Source organism: Clostridium sp. AF22-10, assembly GCF_003478725.1.
GTDB classification, from domain to species: domain Bacteria; phylum Bacillota; class Clostridia; order Lachnospirales; family Lachnospiraceae; genus Otoolea; species Otoolea fessa.
On sequence record NZ_QUFZ01000014.1, the window covers coordinates 26,052 to 46,683 of the forward strand.

Consider the following 20,632-nt stretch of genomic DNA (forward strand, 5'->3'; position numbering starts at 1 on the left):
TGCTTTATGCCGCATTGCCGCTCTCTGCATCCACATTTTCTTTTGCCGAGCTTGCCCCGCTCTCCCGGTTGGAACTGCTCTGGCTGTCCGTGTCTCCATGGTCACTCTCGGTGCTTTCCGTCGTCTGGGCGCTGGAGCTTCCATGCTCGCTGACCCGCACCGTCACAGCCGGTGCCGACAGCATCTTATACGCGTCCCCCAGCTGGAGCTGCGCCGTTGCCGTGTGCTCGCCCAGTCCCATGCCTGATACATCGACCCGGATATTCATCTTCGACGCCGACAGACTGCTTAAATCCTCCTCGAGTCCCTGTACCTTGACTTCCATCTTCGTATCCTCGACGGTATAGCTGTAGCTGCTGTTCTTTCCGTTTAGAGTCACATCCTCCGGTTTGACCGTAAAGGTTTTCTCCGTCAGCTTCTCCACCTGCAGTGTCACGTTGATTGTCGTGCTGTCCAGTCCCACGATCGTAAGCCCGGACGGCAGGTAATCATCCAGATCGATCTCGCACTCCACATCCTTTGTCGCGCCCTGCACATTGAGGGACGGTCCCTGAATCGTGATCGTGCTGACCGAAGCCAGATCGGTCTTGAGTCCTGCCACAGACACCGACTTGATATCCGTCTTCGGACCCGTATAGCGGTATCCATCCGCCACCTCGCCGCTGACGTCAAAATCAAGCGGTACTTCTTTTACTTTCAGGATCTGCATCGTATAAGAGACATCTCCGCCAACCGTCTTGACAGAATCTCCCAAATCTGACAGCACATTTCCATTGGCGTCAAAATACTCCGGTGTTGCTGTTCCACTGACATCCGCCACAGCACCGTCAATATTAAAACGGATACCCACGCTGCTGATCTGTCCGATCAGGGAGGTTGGTCCTTTGACCGTCACCTGAGATGGCACCATTGTCACCTCACCCGCCTCGTAACCGTCTGCCGCCTCGCCCTGCGGATACGCTTTCAGCGTAAATGCCTTGGTCTGCAGCGCCTCGGTCGTGATCTTGATGACCTCCGGGGACTTCACAACCGGCGTGGACTCCAGCAGTTCCTCATTGTTCACCACTTCCACTCGGATCGGGATCGCCCCCGTCACATCATACATTTCCGATAAATCCGCATAGGCGTTGAAATCCGACGCCTTTACCTTATAATCATCCTTCGTCCGGATCTTGAAACTGATCACCGCCGTTTTTTTGCCTACCACATCATAGGCAAGATCCGCCTGCTCCAGCACCTGATCGTTCGTGATCGTGACCGGAACCTCCCTCGTCGACACCTTGATCGGGTTCGCCACATTCACGACTGCCAGCCACACAAAGAAAGCACAGAACAGGGCAATCAGCTTGATCGCAAGATTATTCGTCAGCTTTTCTTTCATTTCTGCGTCTTCCCTTCCATATTCTGAAACGACCTGTGTTTTCCGTTTCCCGTTTTACCAGAACCGACAACATATCTCTCAGTTCATCGCCATCCTTGACACTCTTAAGCCGTCCGGACACAGCCACCGACACGCGCCCCGTCTCTTCCGATACAACCAGGGTCACGCTATCGGTCGCCTCACTGACTCCGACTGCCGCACGGTGTCTGGTTCCCAATGCCTTGCTGATATCCATATTGTCCGAGAGCGGCAGATAACAGGTCGCCGCCGTCACACGGTTACCGCGAATCACGACCGCGCCGTCGTGCAGCGGTGTGTTGTGCTCAAAAATATTGATCAGAAGCTGGCTCGTCACGATACCATCGACCTCGATGCCCGTCCGCTCGATCTCTCCGAGCGGCGTGCCCCTCTCAATGACGATCAAAGCGCCCGTCTTGACTTTTCCCATCTCAAAACAAGCACGCACCAGCTCTGCAATCGTCTTTTCGCTGAAATCCTCATTTTTCTTCGTATCATCCGTTGAAAACAGCGTCGTCAGCACGTTCTGGCTTCCGATCTGCTCCAGTGCTTTCCGCAGCTCCGGCTGGAAAATAACGATGATCGCCGTTACCGCAATGTACGACGTCTTTTCCAGAAGCCACAGAATCGTATCCAGTTCCAGGATCGCAGCTGCCAGAAAGAATGCAAGAATAAAAATAATACCCTTCAGAAGCGTCCACGCCCGCGTATTTTTGATCCAGATCAGCATTTCATATACCAGAATTGCTATAATCGCGATCTCTATTAAATTTTTAAAGGTTATCTTCGGTACGAACGAGATCCACGAATAAATCTCCGCCAGTATCTCTGCCATTCTTTTCCCTCCCTTTCGGGCTGCGTTTCTGTTACCAGTCACGTACATATGACCCGTCACGCATTTCTTTTAACAACAAGTTTCTTTTATAAAATAGTCTATCTTCTCTTTACTTTATTGATTTCCTGTACCTTTACATCCGTCCTCGAAATCGCAATCTTTGGAACCGCTTTCACATAGTAATAATAATCATCATCCTCAAACTGCGTGTACTCGGTCCGGCTGTAATCGACCGAAAAAACAAACAGCTGATAGATCAGCGATGCAATGACCGCACCAATCATTCCCACAACCAGCTCCGGCACGGACACCGGAACGCCAAAGCGGAAATCGCCGATAAACACAACCAGAATCTGTAAAATAAGGCCAGCTCCGATCGCGATCCCCCAGGAGTAGTTGATCGACAGTTTCTTGATCACACAGACCGTCAGCGCCCCCAGACAGCATGCCGCAATCATGACAAGCATCGCCGGGTTTGCCAGCAGGTTTTTGACGACCTGCGCCAGCATCTGCGTGATCTCAGTCTGCTCACTGCCTGCCAGGAAGCTCCATTCTGCTTCACATACAGAATCACGTAGTACAGAAAAATCCCACAGCTCATCGGAATCACCGATACGAGGCTTCCAGTCAGTCCGAGAATCATCGGGACTGCAAACGGCATCTTCAGAAAAAACAAGAGCGGCGTTACAATCAGGTACGCGCTGTCACCCGGCTGAAATCCGTAATACAGCAGCACCACGATCAGAAGAAACACCAAGGTGATGAGCGCCACTTCCATCGATGCTGCAAAGAGCTGTGCCAGCAAAAAAATCCCAATCAGAAACGCAATGGCTCCAAATGGGAGAAATGCACATATAATTCCCGCAAACAGCGGCACCAGACCGCCGCTCAGTTTCGGCATCAGTCCGATGTTCTGGTTAATCAGAAACACCGCCGCAAAGGCAGTTATAAAACGCAGGAATGCATTCACAAATGCACTGTATCTCGCATAGAAAGCCTTGAGTGCTTCTTTCCCTGCAAGGAGTCCTCTCATCTGCCTCTCCTCTCTCTCTCCATTTTTCTGGCGCGCGGCGTATATCGTAGCGCTTATCCAGATGTTTCAGTTTCGCTATGTAGATCCGGTTCATCTTTTCCTCGTACTCATACCGCTCGCCATACACGATGATCGTCAGCACGACATACAGAAAAAGCCCCCCGAGGTATAAAGCTCCTCCTCGAAAAGCCAGTCCCTTCAGTTCATCCATTCCTATCGAACTCAGAACTACTTCTACATTAAATAATATCCACATTCCAAAGAGAAGTATGCTGCACAATGTATAGCTTATAAATCCCCGGAGCAGATTGCGGCTGATATAGTCGCTTTTAAAATACTGATTGACTGTTTTCATATGGGAAGCATGCTTCTTCTCAAACAGTGCCAGTTCGGTCATTAATTTTATCTTGTCTTCGTTGAGCATACATGGTTCCTTTTTTATATATGCCGCGCTTCCGGTCCAATACGTCCCGTTTCTGAAACCGCTGCGCCAAAAACGCATTCTTCCATAAATTATAACATAACTTTTTTCTCTTGGCGAGGGGGCGGGGGGATTTTTCATAGGTTTTTCATAAATTTGTAAGGGATTGTCAGACATCAAAAAGAGCTCTGCCGATCACACATTTTCGCATGATCGGCAGAGCGTATCAAGTCTGTTTCATAAGATGTAAAAACCATGCCTTTTTTGCTTCTTTTTATGTTATGATACTTTTATGATGATACCAGGGTCAAAAGGTCAGAAGTTCGACGCAAGCTTGCTTGCAGGAGAATTTTTGACCTTGGGACCCGCCAAAAACATGAGTAAGTAGCCATTTTTCCAAGAAAAATGAGCGAATTACGAATGTTTTTGAAGATTGCGGGAGCATATAGTGCGGAGCATCTGGTATCAGAGGGGGCAAAATGCCTTTTGACCCCAACATCTTTATGATATTAGGATCAAAAGGTTCGAAACATGCGTAAGCAGCCTTTTTCCAGACAATCAGAAGAAAAGAGGGATTTTGTTTTGAAAATCGCGATTGTAGATGATTTGTCCAGTGTATGGGTGCAATACCTCGCGCTCCCTTGCTTTGGCGTTTTATTTAAGCTGATAGTAGACGCCGAGAGCGGAATGATTTTATTTCTATATTTATTTATCATCGATTATCTGTTGGTCGTGCGTGCCGCCGCTTTCTACATCTGTCAGGCGCTCTTCGGCTACAACTTTTTCTCCTGGGAGACCGGGTGTTCCGGCTCTGAAAACACGCCGCCTTTCATCCGTCTCTCCGCGGTGCAGACGGGTACCTCCACCCTGTCCATCACCACGGACAACACCAGCGCATTCAGCCCTACCTGGATGAATGAAAAACTGGTATCGACCAAACCTGCGGGAAGCGGCATCGGAACCGAATCGATCCGCATGATCGCCGAACAGTACCACGGCGATGCACGGTTTGAATGGCGGGACGGCGTATTTTATGCTTCGGTATTGCTGAATCCGTAATGACACAAAAAGGGGATATCCAGTTTTTTCTGCTATCTCCCTACATAACTGGTTCCTGCAGCACGGTTCCCTCCGGGAATGCGGTACGGAACACGCGGCGCACCAGCGGACCTGCTACAATGAGCTGGAACGGAAGCGCCATGATGATGTTCTTCGGAATATTGGTCAGCCAGATGATGAGCAGCTGGCTCCATGCGCCGGATTTCACGCAGGCTTCCAGACCGCCATATAAGGACATAACAAATACCATCGGAACGACCATGCAGCAGGAGATCGTAATTACTTTACGAAGTGTGCTGCTCTCCGGTGATACAAAGTAACGGAACGCAATTCCCTTCGCCGGACCGGACACGATGAACCAGTCAAACAGAAACGCATACACGAATGCAAACGGGAATCCGATCCATCCTTCGCGGATCGTTTCCAAGGATAAATGTCCCATATGAAGGGTTACATTGTACATACTCATCCAGAGTACCATCGTGAAACACATGATAACGGAATAGATAAAACTTTCTCTCTTATTTCTTGGCATTTTCATTCTCCTCCTATAAAATAATTGCTTCTATCCAGATGCATCGGCAAATCAGTCCGACACACCCACGCACAAGATGCTGTCCGTGATAAATTTCACAAAATAAAAGGCAGCAGAAATCGGAAACTCGTTTCGATCTCTACTGCTGTATGCAATCTCACTGCGTTTTTTCAAACTATATTCAACTTGGGTTACGGTTCGCTATTATAACGTCTTTTTTCCATTCGTGTAAGCACTTTTTTTATTTTTTCACAATTTCATCATATTGAACGATCAATTTTTTTTATTTTTTATTCCGCTTATGCAACTTGACAAGAGCTGCTTTTTCAGCTCCCCTTTCATTTTTTCCGAATTTTTCCCTAAAAACAGGCAAATAGATATTGACAATACTGCCTTTATTCGATAGAATGTAATAGTATGTTTACATTGAACTGTCCGTGTCCAGGCTTTAATGCAAACCAAATACAAAATGAATTACGAATCAAAATAAAAGAATTTATGATGGAGGTACACTACATTGGCTAACATTAAATCCGCAAAAAAAAGAATCTTAGTTGCAGAGACAAGAGCTGCAAGAAACAAGGCTATCAGATCCAAAGTTAAAACTGCTGTTAAGAAAGTAGAAGCTGCTGTTGCTGCAAAAGATAAGGCTGCTGCACAGGCTGCATTATTAGCTGCTACCAGCGAGATCGACAAGGCTACTTCCAAGGGCGTATACCACAAGAATACAGCTTCCCGCAAAGTATCCCGTCTTTCCAAGGCTGTAAATACTCTGGCTTAATTATCCAGAGCGGATCTTTCGAATTATATATTAAAAATTAACCCAAATTAAAAAACCATTATTCTGTGGGTGTGACAGAATAATGGTTTTTTGTTGCTTCTTTTCCAGCCGGGTCCGGCCGAAGAACCGCTGATTCTGATGCTGGCACTGCCCTTTAGAATCAGCGCACGGAACTTCTGGGCTGACTGAGCAGCAGCTCCACCGCCAGCCGGTCGCCATCCGCCCGGTCTTGACTGCCTCCTCGGCATCCACGCAGGTCTGCACATAGGAAATGAGCTGTTCTTTCGTAAATGCCGCCGCCTGGCTGCTGAGCTTTCCGGCTACGAACGGAGGTACTTTCAATTTCGAGGCAACCGTCCCCCGGTCTGCGCCGGACGCCTGCAATTCTCGCACCAGCAAAAGCTGGTTAAACTGTCTGGCAATCAGGAACAGGATCCGCATCGGCGGCTCCCTGAGTGTCAGCAGGTCTTCGTACAGATCCATCGCCCGCTTCGTCTTTCCCGCCGTGATCGCCGCTACCATGTCGAAGATCTTGTTCGTGATCTGCACGGTCGTGATGACTTTCACATCCTCTGCCGTCACTACCTCACTGCCCATCGTGTAGGAAATGAGTTTTTCCAGCTCCATCCGGATGTTTTCCATATCATCGCCGACGCGCTCCAAAAAGAGATTCATCGTGGACGGCGTGATCTTCCGCCCATTCTGCGCCAGGATCGTCGCCGCCCATCTGGCGAGCTGCGCGCTGTCCTGCCGCTTCATCTCCGCAATGTGACCCAGATCCTTGACCTTTTTGTAGAGTTTGTTTCTCTTATCGACCGCCTCCTCCACAAATACGATGCAGGTCGTGTCCGGCATCATCGGCAGATACTCCGCCAGCGCCTCCGAAGAAGTCTTGAAAAATCCGCTGTCCTCGATCAGAATCAGACGCCGCTCGCTGAAAAATGGCATCGTGTCCGCCAGACTGATCAGCTCGTTCACATCCAGCCCTTTTCCCTCGAAATAATTGTAGTTCATCGTATCATCGCCCGAGATCGCCGCCCGCAGCTTCTTTTTATAACTCTGCTTCAAAAACGCCTCTTCGCCGTATAGCAGATAAACCGGCTTAAATGTGCCATTTTTGATGTCTTCATTGATCGTCTGCATTAACTCCGTCCCCGCCTCCTGGTTCTATTCGATAAAAACAGATCCATTTTTTCGAATGTCTGTCCATCCGGTTACTTTCCTGTCTATTTTTTCACTTCCTACTATTATAAACATTTTTCTAAAATGTTGTCTACTGTAAACCCATAAAAAGAATAAAACAGCAGCTCCTTTTGTTGCTTGAAATTTTTCCTTGGTTCACTTTCAGTCAAAACCTACATTACCATCCCTAGCAAAAGATAGACCGCATACGCTACAATCCACGCAATCACGCACTGCGCCACCACGACAAAGCAAGCCCATTTTCCGCCCAGTTCGCGTCTGACCGATGAAATCGCTGCCACGCACGGCGTATAGAGCAGGCAGAAAACCAGCAGACTGACCGCTGAAAGAGGGGTCAGAATGTCACGCAGGCTCTGAGTCGTCCCGAACAGAACCGACAGCGTTGATACAACACTCTCTTTTGCCATAAATCCGGTCAGAAGTGCCGTGCAGACACGCCAGTCGCCTAATCCCATCGGCGCAAACAGTGGTGCAATCACACCAGAAATAACCGCCAGAAGACTCTGCTGGGAATTGGACACAACATTCAGGTGCAGATCAAATGTCTGAAGGAACCAGATTAAAATCGTCGCCACAAAAATAACTGTGAATGCTTTCTGCAGGAAATCCCTTGCCTTTTCCCAGAGAAGCTGGGCGACATTGCGCGCCCCCGGCATCCGGTAGTTCGGAAGCTCCATGACGAACGGAACGGCTTCACCCTTAAATAAAGTTGTTTTAAGAAGCATTGCCATCAAAATTCCCATCAGGATTCCCAACAGATAAAGTGCAATCATAACAATCGCCCCATGATGCGGGAAAAAGACAGCGGTAAAAAACGCATAAATCGAAATCTTGGCGGAACAGCTCATAAACGGAGTCAACAGGATCGTCATTTTTCGATCCCGCTCCGAAGAAAGCGTCCGGCTTGCCATGACTCCTGGTACCGTGCAGCCAAAGCCAATCAGCATCGGCACGATGCTCCGTCCGGAAAGACCGATCTTTCGAAGCAGTTTATCCATCACAAACGCCACACGTGCCATATAACCGCTGTCCTCTAAAAGCGACAGGAAGAAAAACAGCGTCACAATGATCGGCAGAAAGCTCAAAACACTTCCGACACCATTGCACACACCATCGATCAGCAGAGAATGGAGCACCGGATTGATACCTGCCGCTGTCAGCGCTGCGTCTGCCCGCTCTGTCAGCCATCCAATCACCAGTTCCAGACCATCTGAAAGGACCGCGCCAATCACATTAAATGTCAGCCAGAATACCAGACCCATGATTGCAATAAATGCCGGAATCGCCGTGTAGGTTCCAGTAAGAAGACGGTCAATCTTCACACTTCGCTGGTGTTCCCGGCTTTCCCTCGGTTTGACGACTGTCTGCCTGCAGACTTTTTCGATAAAACCAAACCGCATATCCGCAATCGCAGCTGCCCGATCCAGCCCGCGTTCCTTCTCCATCTGGCAGATAATATGTTCCAGCGTCTCTTTTTCATTCGTGTCCAGATTCAGACGCGCCTCAATCTCCTCATCGCCTTCTGCCAGCTTCGATGCAGCAAAGCGCACCGGAATACCCGCATTCTGCGCGTGATCTTCGATCAGATGCATAATACCATGCAGGCAGCGGTGCACCGCGCCACCGTGATAATCCGCATCACAGAAATCCTGCCGTCCCGGTTTCTCCTGAAAATGCGTTACATGAAGCGCATGATCGATCAGCTCTCCGATTCCTTCATTCTTTGCCGCTGAGATCGGGATAACCGGAATCCCCAGTTCTTCCTCCAGTTCGTTGACACGGACAGAACCGCCGTTCTGGCGCACCTCGTCCATCATATTAAGCGCCAGAACCATCGGAATATCCAGTTCCAGAAGCTGCATGGTCAGATACAGGTTGCGCTCAATGTTTGTCGCATCCACGATATTGATGATTCCCTTCGGGTGCTCCTGCAAAATAAACTGACGCGTCACCAGCTCCTCATTCGAATATGGCGATAAGGAATAGATTCCTGGCAGGTCGGTCACTTTCGTATTTTCATGTCCGCGGATCGTGCCATCCTTCCGGTCCACCGTCACACCCGGGAAATTCCCCACATGCTGATTGGATCCGGTCAGCTGGTTAAAAAGCGTCGTTTTGCCACAGTTCTGATTACCTGCCAGGGCAAACGTCAGAACGGTGCCATCCGGCAATGGGTGTTCCTCCGCCTTTGTATGGTATTTTCCACCTTCTCCGAGTCCAGGGTGATCGATCGCGCGCGCCATCGGAATCCCATGTTCCTTTTTGTCCGCTGCTTCGGTTCCTGCCTCGCGTACATTCTCAATCTCTATCTTCTCTGCATCCGCCAGGCGCAACGTCAGTTCATAGCTATGAATCCGCACCTCAACCGGATCGCCCATCGGCGCATATTTTACCATCGTAACCGATGCAGTCGGAATCAATCCCATATCCAGAAAATGATGCCGCAGTGCACCTTCTCCGCCAACTGTCCGAACGGTTGCAGTTTTTCCTATTGGTAAATCCTTTAATGTCATTCTCTGCCTCCATCTCTCTTCATTAGTCAAACTCATTGTATGTCATCAGACTTCTACATCCGCCTGATTTTGAAGCAAAGCATAGAGAGAAAAATACTATTGAAACTTTTTCTCAATTATGTTTCCAGATAAGTCTATTGTACTTTAGGGAATTTGTCAATCGTTGGAATCTTTAAGAATCTACCAATCAGAAAAAAATAGAAAAGATAAAAGAAAAACAGCAAGGATGAATCATCCTCACTGTCTCAAAATAGCTGGGCTACAAGGATTCGAACCTTGAAAATGACGGAGTCAGAGTCCGTTGCCTTACCATTTGGCGATAGCCCAATCTTTTATTTCATAGCTGTCTCAGCCACATTTATTATTATATCATAAATTTTTGTTTCGTCAAGTATTTTTTTCAAACACTTATGTTTTTTTGAACAATTATAATTATTTACCAGTTCGAAACATTTTACAGTCTCGTAATGCCCCGGATATTTTTCCGTCACGAGGCTTCCTGCAAATAATTCTAATGATTCTTAAAATTCCTGCTGCCCGAATCCAACTTCTGGTAACTCCAGACATATCATGGTTCAGGCAGCAGGAATCATATATCCTCATACACTCCGCTTTAATTAGCTGACTCCGCATCTGTCTTCGTTTCTTTTTCCGTCGGCTTTGTCTCCATCTGACTGTACTCTGTCTCCGAGTGCGTGCTCTCTTTTACTGCTTCTGTCAGTGTCTCCGGCGCGCGGGATGTCTCGGACGGCTTTGTCTCCACTGTCTCATCATCCGCATCGTCGTCATCCTCATCAATCAGATCATCCGCAATATCCGGCGTCTCGAAATAGCTTTTACCGTACCAAAGGAGCCGCCGTCCCGCACTGCCACTCCGCCGAGCGTAAACGTGCACTCCGTATTGGCTGGAAGCCCTTTGACGTGAATCTCACAGGAGGTTCCGCCTGTGTCCGTGATTCTCGCCGAATAGCTCTGACCGTCCGGATCTACCACCGACACGGTCGGATTTTTCCATTTAACCTTTTCCTTAAAAACGATGTTCAGCGAACCGCTCTCGTAATCTACATAGTCAATCTTCGCTTTCTTGCCTCCCGAATCGACTTCTTCCTCGTCCTCATCTGCTGCGGCGGTTGTCTCCACCGGGCGTACTGCAGTCGATGGCTGTTCTGCCGGCGTCGGTTCATTTTCCGGCTGACCGGTGCTTTCCACGGTCGTCTCCGCTAAGGTTTCTTCCTCGGTCTGCGGCAATGTCACCTCACGAACCAGAGCCGCATCCGTCTCAATGGTGCTGTCCGTCTTCGAATAACCTACCGTATAAGCACGATCCGCGATCTCCCGCGCAATCTCTTCCATCGTCATACCGGAAAATTTTTTCATATCATTTTCGGTCAGGTCGTTGTCACGGATCAGCTCCCGCAGAAAATACGCTTTTCCATAAGAAATATTGTATTTCTCCGCCAGATCCTGAATCTCCCCGGTTACCTTCATCCGCTGGTCATAGACAACCGCCTGTACCGCGTGTTCCTGCAGGGAAGACTCTACATCCCCTACGACATCCTGACGCAATGATGATGCCTTTTTCTCATTCTCATTGGACACGGTAACCAGAATCGCATTGTCCAGTTCATCCAGATAACCATTCCGGACCATCGAACCGATCAATGCGTTGACCGCAATATCAAGGTCTACATTTTTCAAATTCATATCATCCAGGATCGTCTCCGCATCCTCATTAAGCGGATTCGCCTGCAATACTTTCTCGTTCCGGTTGACGGAAAGCTCAATACTCGGATTGACATCGATGCCAATCACCGAATCGACACGGTGATTCTGGTAAAATGAAACACCGCCTCCTAACACAGCCACACACAGGCAGGCGGCTGCTGCCATCGCCACGGTCCTCATCCGGCGGTACATCCGTACACGGCGGGATGGTTTTACATAGATCTCCTGTGGCGTCGAGAGATCGATTTTATCGAATACGTTGGGAGTCAGGGTGTCCATCGCCGATCGCAGATGTGACTCAATCTCATCCTGTTCCCACGCTGTTTCAGAGTGATCGGTCAATGTACTCCCTCCTCTCTCAGGTGTTTTTTCAGTTTTTTCATAGCACGGTTGTACTTGGAAAGCACCGTTGCCAGCGGCATCTCCAAATCTGCCGCGATCTCACGATGTTTTACCCCGCTGATGTCCGCAGAAGTACAATCTGCCGTTCTTCTTCATTTAATATTTTGAGTGCTGCGTGTAATACCATCTTATCCGCAGCATCCTCTATCTGGGGACAGAATTCCCCTGTCTCCATCTCAGAAAGATCCGAAAGCCCGATATCCGCTTCATGCTTCTGGTCACGGAAACGCATATAGCAAAGATTTCTAGCGATCGTAAACATCCACGCCAGCGGTTTGCCCTGCGACTGATAGCTTCCAGCAGAAGTCCAGACCTTTAAATAAAGCTCCTGCATGACCTCCTCAGAGTCCTGCGGATTCCGCAAAATCGACAGAATAAAACCGTATATAGTTTTATCCGTATTCTGATAAAGCTGCTGAAACGCCGCCTTATCTCCCTCTGCCACTCGCAAAAGCAGCTTTTCATCGCTCATCTTATCATAGGCGACCGTCTCTTCCATGGTCGTTAAAAGCCCCATCAAAAACATGGACGAAATTTCCTTTCTATATAACTTAATGCAGAGAAACCAGTTCTTATTGCATTTGTTATGAATTTTTTCTGATTTCTGTCCAGCTCCTCACGGCAGCTGGCAAAAATCAATGCAGCTTTATTCATACTCGACCCGTTCCAGAAAAAGCCCCTCCGGCGGCGCCGTAAAGCCTGCCAGCGCTCGGTCACAGGAAAAAAGCGCCTCCGCCACTGATTCTGGTGTCCGCTTATGAAGTCCTACCTCGATCAGTGTACCGGTAAGGATTCTTACCATATTATATAGGAAGCCATTACCACGAAAATGCAGTTCGCACACACTTTCCTGCATGGTCAGCTCAATAGCAGTGAGATTCCGCACCGTCGATTTTTTCATCCGTTTCAACGAACAGAATGCTTTAAAATCGTGCTCACCCGTCAGATACGCAGCCGCCCGTCTCATGGACGCTATGTCCAGCGGTTCCCCCAGACCGTACACATATCGGCGCTCAAATACATTTTTCTTCGCTGCCGTCTCAATCCGGTAGCAGTACGTCTTGGAAACAGCATTTAAACGGCTGTGAAAACGCGTTCCCGCCTCCTGTGCCGATAAGACAGCGATATCATCTGGAAGATAGCGGTTCATATACGCCTTTATCTCCTCTGCACTCATTTCATCACAGGATGACGGCAGATGAAAATTTGCCGTCTGCCCCCAGGCATGGACACCTGCATCGGTCCGCCCGGAACCGTGTACTTCAACCGGCTGACCTGCCATTTTTTCAAGAATCTGTTCTAGTTTTCCCTGAATTGTCTTGTCTGTATTTCCCTGTTTCTGCCACCCGTCATAGCGGCTTCCGTCATACTGTAGGGTGATTTTTATATTTCGATCCGGCATATTTTTTCTCCATGTGTTATCCATTTTCATTCTTTTTTATTCGTAAATATATCTGTCCCGCCGCCAGATACAGCAACGTTCCGGTCAGCGCTCCTGCCATATCCAGCCACACATCGCTGATCTGACCAGAACGCCCCTCGGTAAACAGCTGAATCGTCTCATCCAGAAATGGAACCGCAAATATAGCGATGCGGTGGATTTCCAGCCATACATGTCCGTCCGGTGTCAGCGCACACATTCTCCCAGTCCCATCTCCCCGATCAACCAAATCCTCTATCCGCATTTTTTCTGAGACAGTCCGGTTCCTGCGCACACAGGCATCACTCTGTCTAAGCAGCATTCCCAGCCCTGTATATTCAATAAAATGAGCACATTTGCGCACAATATGTTCGGTCAGCCATGGTACAGCCACTCCGGACTCTGCTGCCAGCTTCTGCAAAAACCGGAGGATCCGTCCGCTCTCCGCCGATGACTGTACTGCCGGACGCATGGAATTGGAGTAGATAAACAAAATATATAAAATTAAAACAATATGCCAGATCCAGACCGTCACCAGGACTCTCTGTCTTCCCCGGATATTTTTTTCCACATTCATCTATAAATTCCTGTATCCATTCTATCTTCTATTGATTTATATCTTTACTGATTGGATTGTAAAATGCCGCTCTCTGCAATCCGGCGCACCGCCAGCGCAATCGCATCCTCGTCCTGCACCAGTGCCATCCGCACATGACCTTCGCCCGACGGTCCAAATGCGCTGCCCGGTGTCACCAGAACACCTGCTTTTTCAAATAAAGCCTTTACAAACTCCAGTGAATCCGTAAATCCTGCCGGGATCGGCGCCCACACAAACATCGTGCCTTCCGGTTTTTCCATCTTCCAGCCGATGGATGCAAGTCCGTCGCACAGACAGTCGCGCCGTCTCTCATATGCCGCCCTCGTCGAAGCCACACAGCTCTGGTCACCGCTGATCGCCGCGATCGCCGCTTTCTGAATCGGCAGGAACATACCATAATCCATGTTGGATTTCAATGTTTTCAGATGACTGACCACTTCCTCATTTCCCACACAGAAGCCGACGCGCGCGCCCGCCAATCCGTACGTTTTTGACAGCGAATTAAACTCCACGCCGACCTCGCGTGCGCCCGGAAAACGCAGGAAACTTCCGCAGGTTCTTCCGTCAAACACAAGCTCACTGTAGGCGTTGTCGTGAAGAACGATAATATCATATTTCTTTGCAAATGCAATCAATTCCTCATAGAAACTGTCTGGAGCCAGCACCGCCGTCGGATTGTTCGGGTAGGAAACAATCATAAATTTCGCTTTCTGAGCGACTTCCTCCGGAATTTCCTTCAAATCAATGATGTAGTGATTTTCTTCGCGCTGCGGCATATAGTAAAGCTCTGCCCCCGCCAAAGACGGACCATCCGCAAACACCGGATAACACGGATCCGGTACCAAAACCACATCGCCCTCGTCCACGATCGAAAGTGCGATGTGCGCCAGTCCCTCCTGGGAACCGAGCAAAGAGCAAATCTCTGTCTCCGGGTTCAGCTCCACTCCATAGCGGCGCGCATACCAGTCGGACACTGCCTCCAGAAGTGCCTGCTGATCCTGAATTGCATACAGGTAATTTTCCGGTACCAGACAGGCTTCGCTGAGCGCCTTTAAAATATGCGGTGCGGGGGCAATATTCGGTGCGCCGATGCTCAGATCAACGATCATCTCCCCCTCCGCCAGTTTTTTCTTCTTCATCTGCGCCAGCATGGAGAACACGCCCTCGCCAAACCGGTCCATTCTATTTGCAAATTTCATCTTGTGTTGTCCTTTCTTGAAAGAAATCTCCGATTTTCTTTCCTTTTCTATTTCTATTTTTATCTCTATGAATCCTCTTTAAAACTCTAATAATTCCCATCCGCCCGATCACTCTGTCAAATGACTTATTCAACCAGTTCCACCAAATCACATCGAACTGCCCTCGCTGAATCTTATCAATCCAGCTTTGCATCATCAGGCTATATAAGTATTAATTATAGTACATGGATATGGGAAAGTAAAGGGAGGATAACAGCTCTCGCCAGCTATTATAACTTTTCAAAAATGTTGTAAAAACAACGGACTTTTCTATGCCGGACGATTATACTTATCATGTACTTAAGAAAACAAAAAATCAAAATAGATGTTCTGACATATCTCATCCTTTCATGTATGAAGATCGGTCAGATGCACATGAATAAGAAAGACGAGGAATTTATATGGTACGAAGAATTGTAGAAATTGATCAGAAAAAATGCAACGGCTGCGGTCTCTGCGCTTCCGCCTGTCATGAGGGCGCGATCGGCATGGTGGACGGTAAAGCAACCCTTTTAAAAGATGATTACTGTGACAGCCTGGGCGACTGTCTGCCAGCCTGTCCGACTGGCGCGATCTCCTTTGTCGAGCGCGAGGCGGCGGCTTACGATGAGGCGGCAGTCCAGGTCCACATGGCAGCACGCAAAGCAAAGCAGGTATTAGAGTCAAACGCAGCGGCAAACACATCCGCACGTTCCGAAGCAAAACCGGCGACACCGGCATTTGGCGGATGTCCTGGATCCATGAGCCGTTTCCTGAAACGTCCTGACACAGCTGCTTCCCATGCATCCTCAGCAGCCACATCCACAGGCGGTCCTAGCAGCGCTGCTTGTGACCATTCAGAAAACACCCCAATAAGCGCTCTGTCCAACTGGCCGGTTCAGATCAAATTAGCCCCGATCCGCGCCCCGTATTTCGACGGTGCCAAACTTTTGGTCGCTGCCGACTGTACCGCTTACGCATACAGCCGCTTCCATCAGGACTTTATTCATGGTAAAATAACTTTGATCGGATGTCCAAAGCTTGACAGCATCGACTACTCCGAAAAGCTGACCGAAATCATCCGCAGCAACGACATCAAGAGCGTGACCGTTGTCCGCATGGAGGTTCCATGCTGCGGAGGCATTGAACAGGCAGTTAAAAATGCCTTGCAGGCAAGCGGAAAATTCATTCCATGGCAGGTAACAACCATTTCGATCGATGGGCGGATTTTAGATTAATATCTGCCATTTCCCCGATTGACCTACCCAACCATTTCGTGCAGGTTCCGCTCTCCATACACACCTGCCGAATGGACTCAATCAGACTCAAAAGAATACGAAAATTTATATATCTAAACGAGATTTTATTAAGGAGGTTCATTATGGAATACCCATACATCAAAAACATTACTCACGAAAAAGTGCAGTCTTTAGCCGGCCTGGTAAACGCAGAAGACGGTCAGATCGTCAGCAAGACTCTGGCACAGAACGAAGCTGTCAGCGTTACTCTGTTTGCATTTGCAAAAGGCGAAGAAATCTCCACCCATGATTCCACCGGAGATGCGATGGTGACCGTTCTGGAAGGCACCGGCCGCTTCACGGTCGATGGCGTCGAGCACCTGGTTCACGCAGGCGAAGTTCTCGTCATGCCGGCGAAAAAGCCGCACGCCGTTTATGCACCGGAAGCATTTAAATGGATGTTGACGGTTGTTTTCCCATTTAAATAAAGACTGCGCTCAAACTCTTTTTACCATGCAGCCCGACTGATAGCAGCCCTTATCCATTTATTCCAAAACAGGCATAACGCAGGAATCCATGCATGATTTTCATCCTTTTCTCTGCGATATGCCTGTTTTTCATTTTATAAGCACATGGTTGTGTTCATTTTTCCAGTTAATCTCCCTTCAACAGATATGAACAGCAGCTTCCAGCTTTCATTATTCCACATACTCATGCGTCTCCACCCACTGCAGCAGCTTTTCAATCGCCGGATTCGGGTTGCTCTGACGCCATGCGATCTCAAAATCAAGTTCTTCCGGGCTGCCGTCCGCGCGGAGAAGCGGAACCACTACCAGATTCCGCGCATTCCGATAATGGCGGACGGCATATTCCGGGAGAATCGCCACGCCAAATCCCGCTGACACCTCCAGAAGCACCGTCTGTACCTCCCGTTCACGCGCCACGATATTCGGTATAAAACCGCCCTTATTGTAACAAATCAATACTTCCTCCGCCTCATCGTTGGAACGCCCCTGCGGCTGCATGATGATAAAGTCTTCCCGCGCCAGATCACGGTACATCAGATGGCTCTCTCCCGCCAGCGTATGCCCCGGATAAAGAACCGCCATCATCGGAAATCGTTTGAGGAACCGGTGCTTTAAATCCTCGTAATTCTGCGTGTACAGAGACAGATTAAACGCAAGATCGCAGGTTCCATTATCTAACAGCTCATAGAGCGCGCTCATATTTTCCCGCAGCAGATGAATCGAAATATTCGGGTACGCCTCATGAAAACTTCTGAGCGTCTCCGAAAAACGGCTCTGCTCATATCCCCGGATAAATCCGATCGTCAGCTCCCCAGCTACGCCTTCCGCTGCCGTCCGCGCGAGCTTCGCCGCCTCCTCGGCGCGGACCAGAACCGCCCGCGCCTCGTTCAGATATACCTTTCCCGCCGCCGTCAGCTCGACATGGTGCTTGTCCCGCACAAAAAGCGGCACCCCGATCTTCTCCTCCAACGACTGAATCTGCAGCGTCATCGCTGTCTGCGAAATAAAACATTTTTTCGCCGCCCGCGTAAAATTCAGCTGCTCCGCCGCCGCCACAAAATATTCCATTTGTTTTAAATTCATCTCATTTCCCCATTTCTATATCCTATATGTAATCGCGTCTTTTCGATCGAGCAAAAAAATGAATCATGCCGCCCAATTTACGGGCTTTCGATCTGGCTTTTCCTGTTTTGTTATAAGTTTCCCTTATTATAATATCTGTTCTTTCTATTGGCAAGTTTTTCATTCATCCTTTATAATTTTTAATAGTCAACAAAAGAAAGTGAGTGAAAGGTATGAAACAATTCAAAAATTTCTACGAAGCACATACGCCAAGTACATTCTGCCGGGCGTCCTGTTGCAATCGGTTCTGATTGGCGGCGGCTATGCAACCGGACGTGAGATTTATTCTTACGGTGCGAAATTCGGAGCGATGGGCTGGATCTCCGGACTGACGATCGGCATCGGTTTTGCCCTGTTTGCCTTCCTGACCTTTGAGATCTGCCGGATCTACAAGGTTTACGATTATAAAAACTATATCAAGCAGGTCATTGGACCGCTCTGGCCGATGATGGATATTTTAACTGTCCTCATCGCGATTCTGCTGATTGCCGTTATGGCAGCCGCAACTGGAAGTATTTTCGAGCAGGTCGGACTTCCGAATATTCTCGGCTCCGTTGTGATCGTTCTGATCTGCGGACTCCTGAACTTTAAGGGTTCCAAGGTGATCGAGAAATTTGAATCGATCGGTACTATTTTACTGTACGGCGGCTATATTCTGTTTACAATTCTGGTACTCGTCAACAAGGGCGGCAACATTTCCCATGTATTCAGCACGATGGACACCAGCACCTACGACGGCTCTGTCACTGTTCCGCTGTGCATTTACACCGGTATCCTGTATGTTGCCTACAACATCAATTCCATCCCGATGGGCATGTTCTCCCTGACACGCCAGACCAAACGGAAAGAAACCTTTATTTCCGGTCTGATCGCCGGTCTTCTGATGGTTATTCCGTGGTTTTTGTCTTACTTTGCGATGATGTGCTTCTACGGTGACACCTCCATCGTCGGCGCGGATGTCACAACCCCGTGGATGGAAATGATCAAGGCAGTCAACGGCGGACCGGCACTGATGGCACTGTTCAGTCTCGTTATGGGCTGGACGCTGGTTGAGACGGCAACTGGCTGCATCCACATGATCATCGACCGTTTCGACGTTGCCATGGAGGAAAAGGGCGCTGCCAAGCTGTCCGATACAAACCGCGGTATGATTACGGTCATCACGCTGATCGCTGCACTCGTATTATCCCGCGTCGGCGTTGTCACCTTGATCGAGCAGGGCTATTCGTACCTGTCTTACGGATTTATCCTCTTCTACCTGCTGCCGACGCTGCTGGTAGGCGGATATAAGATTATTAAACATAAAGACAAATAAATATGTAATGATAAGAACACATCCGCCTGTGGGAGATTTCATCTTATAGGCGGATGTGGTATAATGTAAACACTTGACGAGGTATTTTCGAATCAACATAGAAAGGAAGTATATGCAATGAAATATGTCGGATATTACAATGGAGAAATCGGCCCCCTCGAGGAAATGAAAATCCCGATGTTGGACCGCGCCGTTTATTTTGGAGATGGCTGCTACGATGCCACCACCTTTGCAAACAACAACATTTTTGCCGCAGACGACCACCTCGACCGTTTCTACAACAGCTGCAAGCTGCTGGAAATCCCGTTTGAAATGTCGCGTGAAGAACTGCGTGCCGAGCTGCAGAAATGCATCGATGCCAATGAGATTGACCACGGTATGCTGTACTGGCAGTGTTCCCGCGGAACTACCTATCGTGGACATCAGTTTCCACCTGCTTCCGTAAAACCAAATCTGATGATTTTTACTGTTCCGTGCGACCTGATTCCATTTGATAAGACTTTCCGCCTGATCTCGATGGAGGACACCCGTTTCCTGCACTGCAACATCAAGACGCTGAACCTGATTCCAAGTGTCATCGCTTACCAGCGCTGCATCGAACAGGGCTGCCAGGAAACGGTCTTCCACCGCGGCGAACGCGTCACCGAATGCGCCCACAGCAATATCTTAATCATCAAGGACGGCGTTCTCCGCACCCCACCGAGAGATAATCTGATTCTTCCGGGCATCACGTTAAAACATCTGCTGATGTTAGCTGAGAAAAACGGCATCCCGACCAGCGAGGCACCATTTACCATGCAGGAACTGGCAGACGCCGACGAAATCATTGTCAGCAGCTCCGGCGGGCTCTGCATCCAGGCCGTTGAACTCGATGGAAAACCAATCGGAGGAAAAGATCCGAAGACGCTGAAGACTTTGCAGGATGCTTATGCGGAGTTTTATGCGGAAGATACGAAGGTACGGTAAAAATCCATAAATTTGCCAAGAGCTGTCACTCAAAACGTGGCAGCTCTTTTTCGCTTGCGACATGTTTCTGCTTCGCACAAGTGCGCATCCTCGCGGAGCATTTTTTGTTTCACAGGACGCAATTTCCTATGAAATAAAATAAGGATCCCTGTATTTACAAGGATCCCCAGGACGCGGAGACGGAGAGATTCGAACCCTCGTGCCGGGATGAACCGACAAACGCATTTCGAGTGCGCCGCGTTACGACCGCTTCGCTACGTCTCCAGATATTAGGTGTTTCTCTTCGAAACACCTATACTATTATACATGATATTTTGACTTTT

At 48.8% G+C, this 20,632-nt stretch carries 21 protein-coding genes and 2 tRNA genes; 6 read left to right on the forward strand and 17 right to left on the reverse strand.

The window, feature by feature from the left end:
- Positions 1-4 precede the first annotated feature (4 nt).
- The 5 genes from DWX91_RS10865 to DWX91_RS10880 all read right to left on the reverse strand — a co-directional run bounded on the left by DWX91_RS10865 (position 5) and on the right by DWX91_RS10880 (position 3,691).
- A complete protein-coding gene (locus DWX91_RS10865; RefSeq protein WP_118538864.1) occupies positions 5-1,381 on the reverse strand; it encodes a YbbR-like domain-containing protein in 1,377 nt (458 codons plus the stop codon).
- Positions 1,359-2,234, reverse strand: a complete 876-nt coding sequence (cdaA, locus tag DWX91_RS10870; protein ID WP_118538866.1) for a diadenylate cyclase CdaA — start codon at positions 2,232-2,234, stop codon at positions 1,359-1,361. Before cdaA ends, DWX91_RS10865 begins: the two co-directional genes overlap by 23 nt.
- 98 nt (positions 2,235-2,332) lie before the next feature.
- Complete coding sequence (locus DWX91_RS18160) at positions 2,333-2,743, reverse strand: hypothetical protein (RefSeq protein WP_412693888.1); 411 nt, start codon at positions 2,741-2,743, stop codon at positions 2,333-2,335.
- Positions 2,689-3,204, reverse strand: coding sequence for a hypothetical protein (locus tag DWX91_RS18165; RefSeq protein WP_412693889.1), 516 nt, complete (start codon positions 3,202-3,204; stop codon positions 2,689-2,691). The genes DWX91_RS18160 and DWX91_RS18165 overlap by 55 nt, the downstream gene beginning before the upstream one ends.
- Entirely contained in the window at positions 3,152-3,691 is a 540-nt protein-coding gene (locus tag DWX91_RS10880) for a hypothetical protein (protein WP_182435074.1), read from the reverse strand. Before DWX91_RS10880 ends, DWX91_RS18165 begins: the two co-directional genes overlap by 53 nt.
- 579 nt (positions 3,692-4,270) lie before the next feature.
- On the opposite strand from DWX91_RS10880, the gene DWX91_RS10885 reads away from it, so the two are divergent.
- Positions 4,271-4,747: a GHKL domain-containing protein gene (locus tag DWX91_RS10885; RefSeq protein WP_182431258.1), complete on the forward strand. Its 477-nt coding sequence runs from the start codon at positions 4,271-4,273 to the stop codon at positions 4,745-4,747.
- 40 nt (positions 4,748-4,787) lie between these two features.
- On the opposite strand, the gene DWX91_RS10890 is transcribed toward DWX91_RS10885, so the two are convergent.
- The gene (locus tag DWX91_RS10890) at positions 4,788-5,282 is read right to left on the reverse strand and encodes a DUF2798 domain-containing protein (protein WP_117795985.1); all 495 of its coding nucleotides are present in this window, start codon (positions 5,280-5,282) and stop codon (positions 4,788-4,790) included.
- Between the two features lie 517 nt (positions 5,283-5,799).
- Here DWX91_RS10890 and rpsT point away from each other — a divergent pair.
- Positions 5,800-6,063: a 30S ribosomal protein S20 gene (rpsT, locus tag DWX91_RS10895; protein ID WP_022358531.1), complete on the forward strand. Its 264-nt coding sequence runs from the start codon at positions 5,800-5,802 to the stop codon at positions 6,061-6,063.
- Between the two features lie 30 nt (positions 6,064-6,093).
- On the opposite strand, the gene holA is transcribed toward rpsT, so the two are convergent.
- The 9 genes from holA to DWX91_RS10935 all read right to left on the reverse strand — a co-directional run bounded on the left by holA (position 6,094) and on the right by DWX91_RS10935 (position 15,123).
- Positions 6,094-7,206 carry a DNA polymerase III subunit delta gene (holA, locus tag DWX91_RS10900; RefSeq protein ID WP_412693890.1) on the reverse strand — a complete coding sequence of 371 codons (1,113 nt, stop codon included), beginning with the start codon at positions 7,204-7,206 and terminating at the stop codon, positions 6,094-6,096.
- 212 nt (positions 7,207-7,418) lie between these two features.
- Complete coding sequence (gene feoB, locus DWX91_RS10905; RefSeq protein ID WP_117795987.1) at positions 7,419-9,779, reverse strand: ferrous iron transport protein B; 2,361 nt, start codon at positions 9,777-9,779, stop codon at positions 7,419-7,421.
- Positions 9,780-10,033: 254 nt separating this feature from the next.
- Positions 10,034-10,106, reverse strand: a tRNA-Gln gene (locus tag DWX91_RS10910).
- A 286-nt stretch (positions 10,107-10,392) separates the two neighbouring features.
- On the reverse strand, positions 10,393-10,542 hold the full coding sequence (locus tag DWX91_RS16660; protein WP_182427318.1) for a hypothetical protein: 150 nt from the start codon (positions 10,540-10,542) through the stop codon (positions 10,393-10,395).
- 35 nt (positions 10,543-10,577) lie between these two features.
- On the reverse strand, positions 10,578-11,846 hold the full coding sequence (locus DWX91_RS10915) for a hypothetical protein (protein ID WP_118538868.1): 1,269 nt from the start codon (positions 11,844-11,846) through the stop codon (positions 10,578-10,580).
- A gap of 109 nt (positions 11,847-11,955) precedes the next feature.
- On the reverse strand, positions 11,956-12,432 hold the full coding sequence (locus DWX91_RS10920; protein ID WP_412693891.1) for a sigma-70 family RNA polymerase sigma factor: 477 nt from the start codon (positions 12,430-12,432) through the stop codon (positions 11,956-11,958).
- A gap of 120 nt (positions 12,433-12,552) precedes the next feature.
- Positions 12,553-13,308, reverse strand: a complete 756-nt coding sequence (gene truA / locus DWX91_RS10925) for a tRNA pseudouridine(38-40) synthase TruA (protein WP_118471850.1) — start codon at positions 13,306-13,308, stop codon at positions 12,553-12,555.
- A 16-nt stretch (positions 13,309-13,324) separates the two neighbouring features.
- Entirely contained in the window at positions 13,325-13,903 is a 579-nt protein-coding gene (locus DWX91_RS10930) for a VanZ family protein (protein WP_118471848.1), read from the reverse strand.
- Between the two features lie 44 nt (positions 13,904-13,947).
- The gene (locus DWX91_RS10935) at positions 13,948-15,123 is read right to left on the reverse strand and encodes an aminotransferase class I/II-fold pyridoxal phosphate-dependent enzyme (RefSeq protein WP_118471846.1); all 1,176 of its coding nucleotides are present in this window, start codon (positions 15,121-15,123) and stop codon (positions 13,948-13,950) included.
- A 440-nt stretch (positions 15,124-15,563) separates the two neighbouring features.
- Here DWX91_RS10935 and DWX91_RS10940 point away from each other — a divergent pair, with 440 nt between their 5' ends.
- A complete protein-coding gene (locus DWX91_RS10940; protein WP_118538870.1) occupies positions 15,564-16,379 on the forward strand; it encodes an ATP-binding protein in 816 nt (271 codons plus the stop codon).
- A gap of 143 nt (positions 16,380-16,522) precedes the next feature.
- The gene (locus DWX91_RS10945; RefSeq protein ID WP_107001261.1) at positions 16,523-16,867 is read left to right on the forward strand and encodes a cupin domain-containing protein; all 345 of its coding nucleotides are present in this window, start codon (positions 16,523-16,525) and stop codon (positions 16,865-16,867) included.
- Positions 16,868-17,077: 210 nt separating this feature from the next.
- On the opposite strand, the gene DWX91_RS10950 is transcribed toward DWX91_RS10945, so the two are convergent.
- Complete coding sequence (locus tag DWX91_RS10950; protein ID WP_118471842.1) at positions 17,078-17,989, reverse strand: LysR family transcriptional regulator; 912 nt, start codon at positions 17,987-17,989, stop codon at positions 17,078-17,080.
- Positions 17,990-18,188: 199 nt separating this feature from the next.
- On the opposite strand from DWX91_RS10950, the gene DWX91_RS10955 reads away from it, so the two are divergent.
- Together DWX91_RS10955 and DWX91_RS10960 are read left to right on the forward strand one after the other, a co-directional pair.
- Positions 18,189-19,343, forward strand: coding sequence for a hypothetical protein (locus tag DWX91_RS10955; RefSeq protein ID WP_243099029.1), 1,155 nt, complete (start codon positions 18,189-18,191; stop codon positions 19,341-19,343).
- 117 nt (positions 19,344-19,460) lie between these two features.
- Positions 19,461-20,309, forward strand: a complete 849-nt coding sequence (locus tag DWX91_RS10960) for an aminotransferase class IV (protein ID WP_118471838.1) — start codon at positions 19,461-19,463, stop codon at positions 20,307-20,309.
- Positions 20,310-20,483: 174 nt separating this feature from the next.
- On the opposite strand, the gene DWX91_RS10965 is transcribed toward DWX91_RS10960, so the two are convergent.
- Positions 20,484-20,573: transfer RNA gene (locus DWX91_RS10965), tRNA-Ser, on the reverse strand.
- Positions 20,574-20,632: the final 59 nt, after the last annotated feature.

Excerpts from the sequence above, each read along its gene's own strand:
- DWX91_RS10865 (WP_118538864.1), bottom strand. The coding sequence starts at position 1,381 with ATGAAAGAAAAGCTGACGAATAATCTTGCGATCAAGCTGATTGCCCTG.
- cdaA (WP_118538866.1), bottom strand. The coding sequence starts at position 2,234 with ATGGCAGAGATACTGGCGGAGATTTATTCGTGGATCTCGTTCGTACCG.
- DWX91_RS18160 (WP_412693888.1), bottom strand. The coding sequence starts at position 2,743 with ATGCTGGCGCAGGTCGTCAAAAACCTGCTGGCAAACCCGGCGATGCTT.
- DWX91_RS10880 (WP_182435074.1), bottom strand. The coding sequence starts at position 3,691 with ATGCTCAACGAAGACAAGATAAAATTAATGACCGAACTGGCACTGTTT.
- DWX91_RS10890 (WP_117795985.1), bottom strand. The coding sequence starts at position 5,282 with ATGCCAAGAAATAAGAGAGAAAGTTTTATCTATTCCGTTATCATGTGT.
- holA (WP_412693890.1), bottom strand. The coding sequence starts at position 7,206 with ATGCAGACGATCAATGAAGACATCAAAAATGGCACATTTAAGCCGGTT.
- feoB (WP_117795987.1), bottom strand. The coding sequence starts at position 9,779 with ATGACATTAAAGGATTTACCAATAGGAAAAACTGCAACCGTTCGGACA.
- DWX91_RS10920 (WP_412693891.1), bottom strand. The coding sequence starts at position 12,432 with ATGTTTTTGATGGGGCTTTTAACGACCATGGAAGAGACGGTCGCCTAT.
- truA (WP_118471850.1), bottom strand. The coding sequence starts at position 13,308 with ATGCCGGATCGAAATATAAAAATCACCCTACAGTATGACGGAAGCCGC.
- DWX91_RS10930 (WP_118471848.1), bottom strand. The coding sequence starts at position 13,903 with ATGAATGTGGAAAAAAATATCCGGGGAAGACAGAGAGTCCTGGTGACG.
- DWX91_RS10935 (WP_118471846.1), bottom strand. The coding sequence starts at position 15,123 with ATGAAATTTGCAAATAGAATGGACCGGTTTGGCGAGGGCGTGTTCTCC.
- DWX91_RS10940 (WP_118538870.1), top strand. The coding sequence starts at position 15,564 with ATGGTACGAAGAATTGTAGAAATTGATCAGAAAAAATGCAACGGCTGC.
- DWX91_RS10945 (WP_107001261.1), top strand. The coding sequence starts at position 16,523 with ATGGAATACCCATACATCAAAAACATTACTCACGAAAAAGTGCAGTCT.
- DWX91_RS10950 (WP_118471842.1), bottom strand. The coding sequence starts at position 17,989 with ATGAATTTAAAACAAATGGAATATTTTGTGGCGGCGGCGGAGCAGCTG.
- DWX91_RS10960 (WP_118471838.1), top strand. The coding sequence starts at position 19,461 with ATGAAATATGTCGGATATTACAATGGAGAAATCGGCCCCCTCGAGGAA.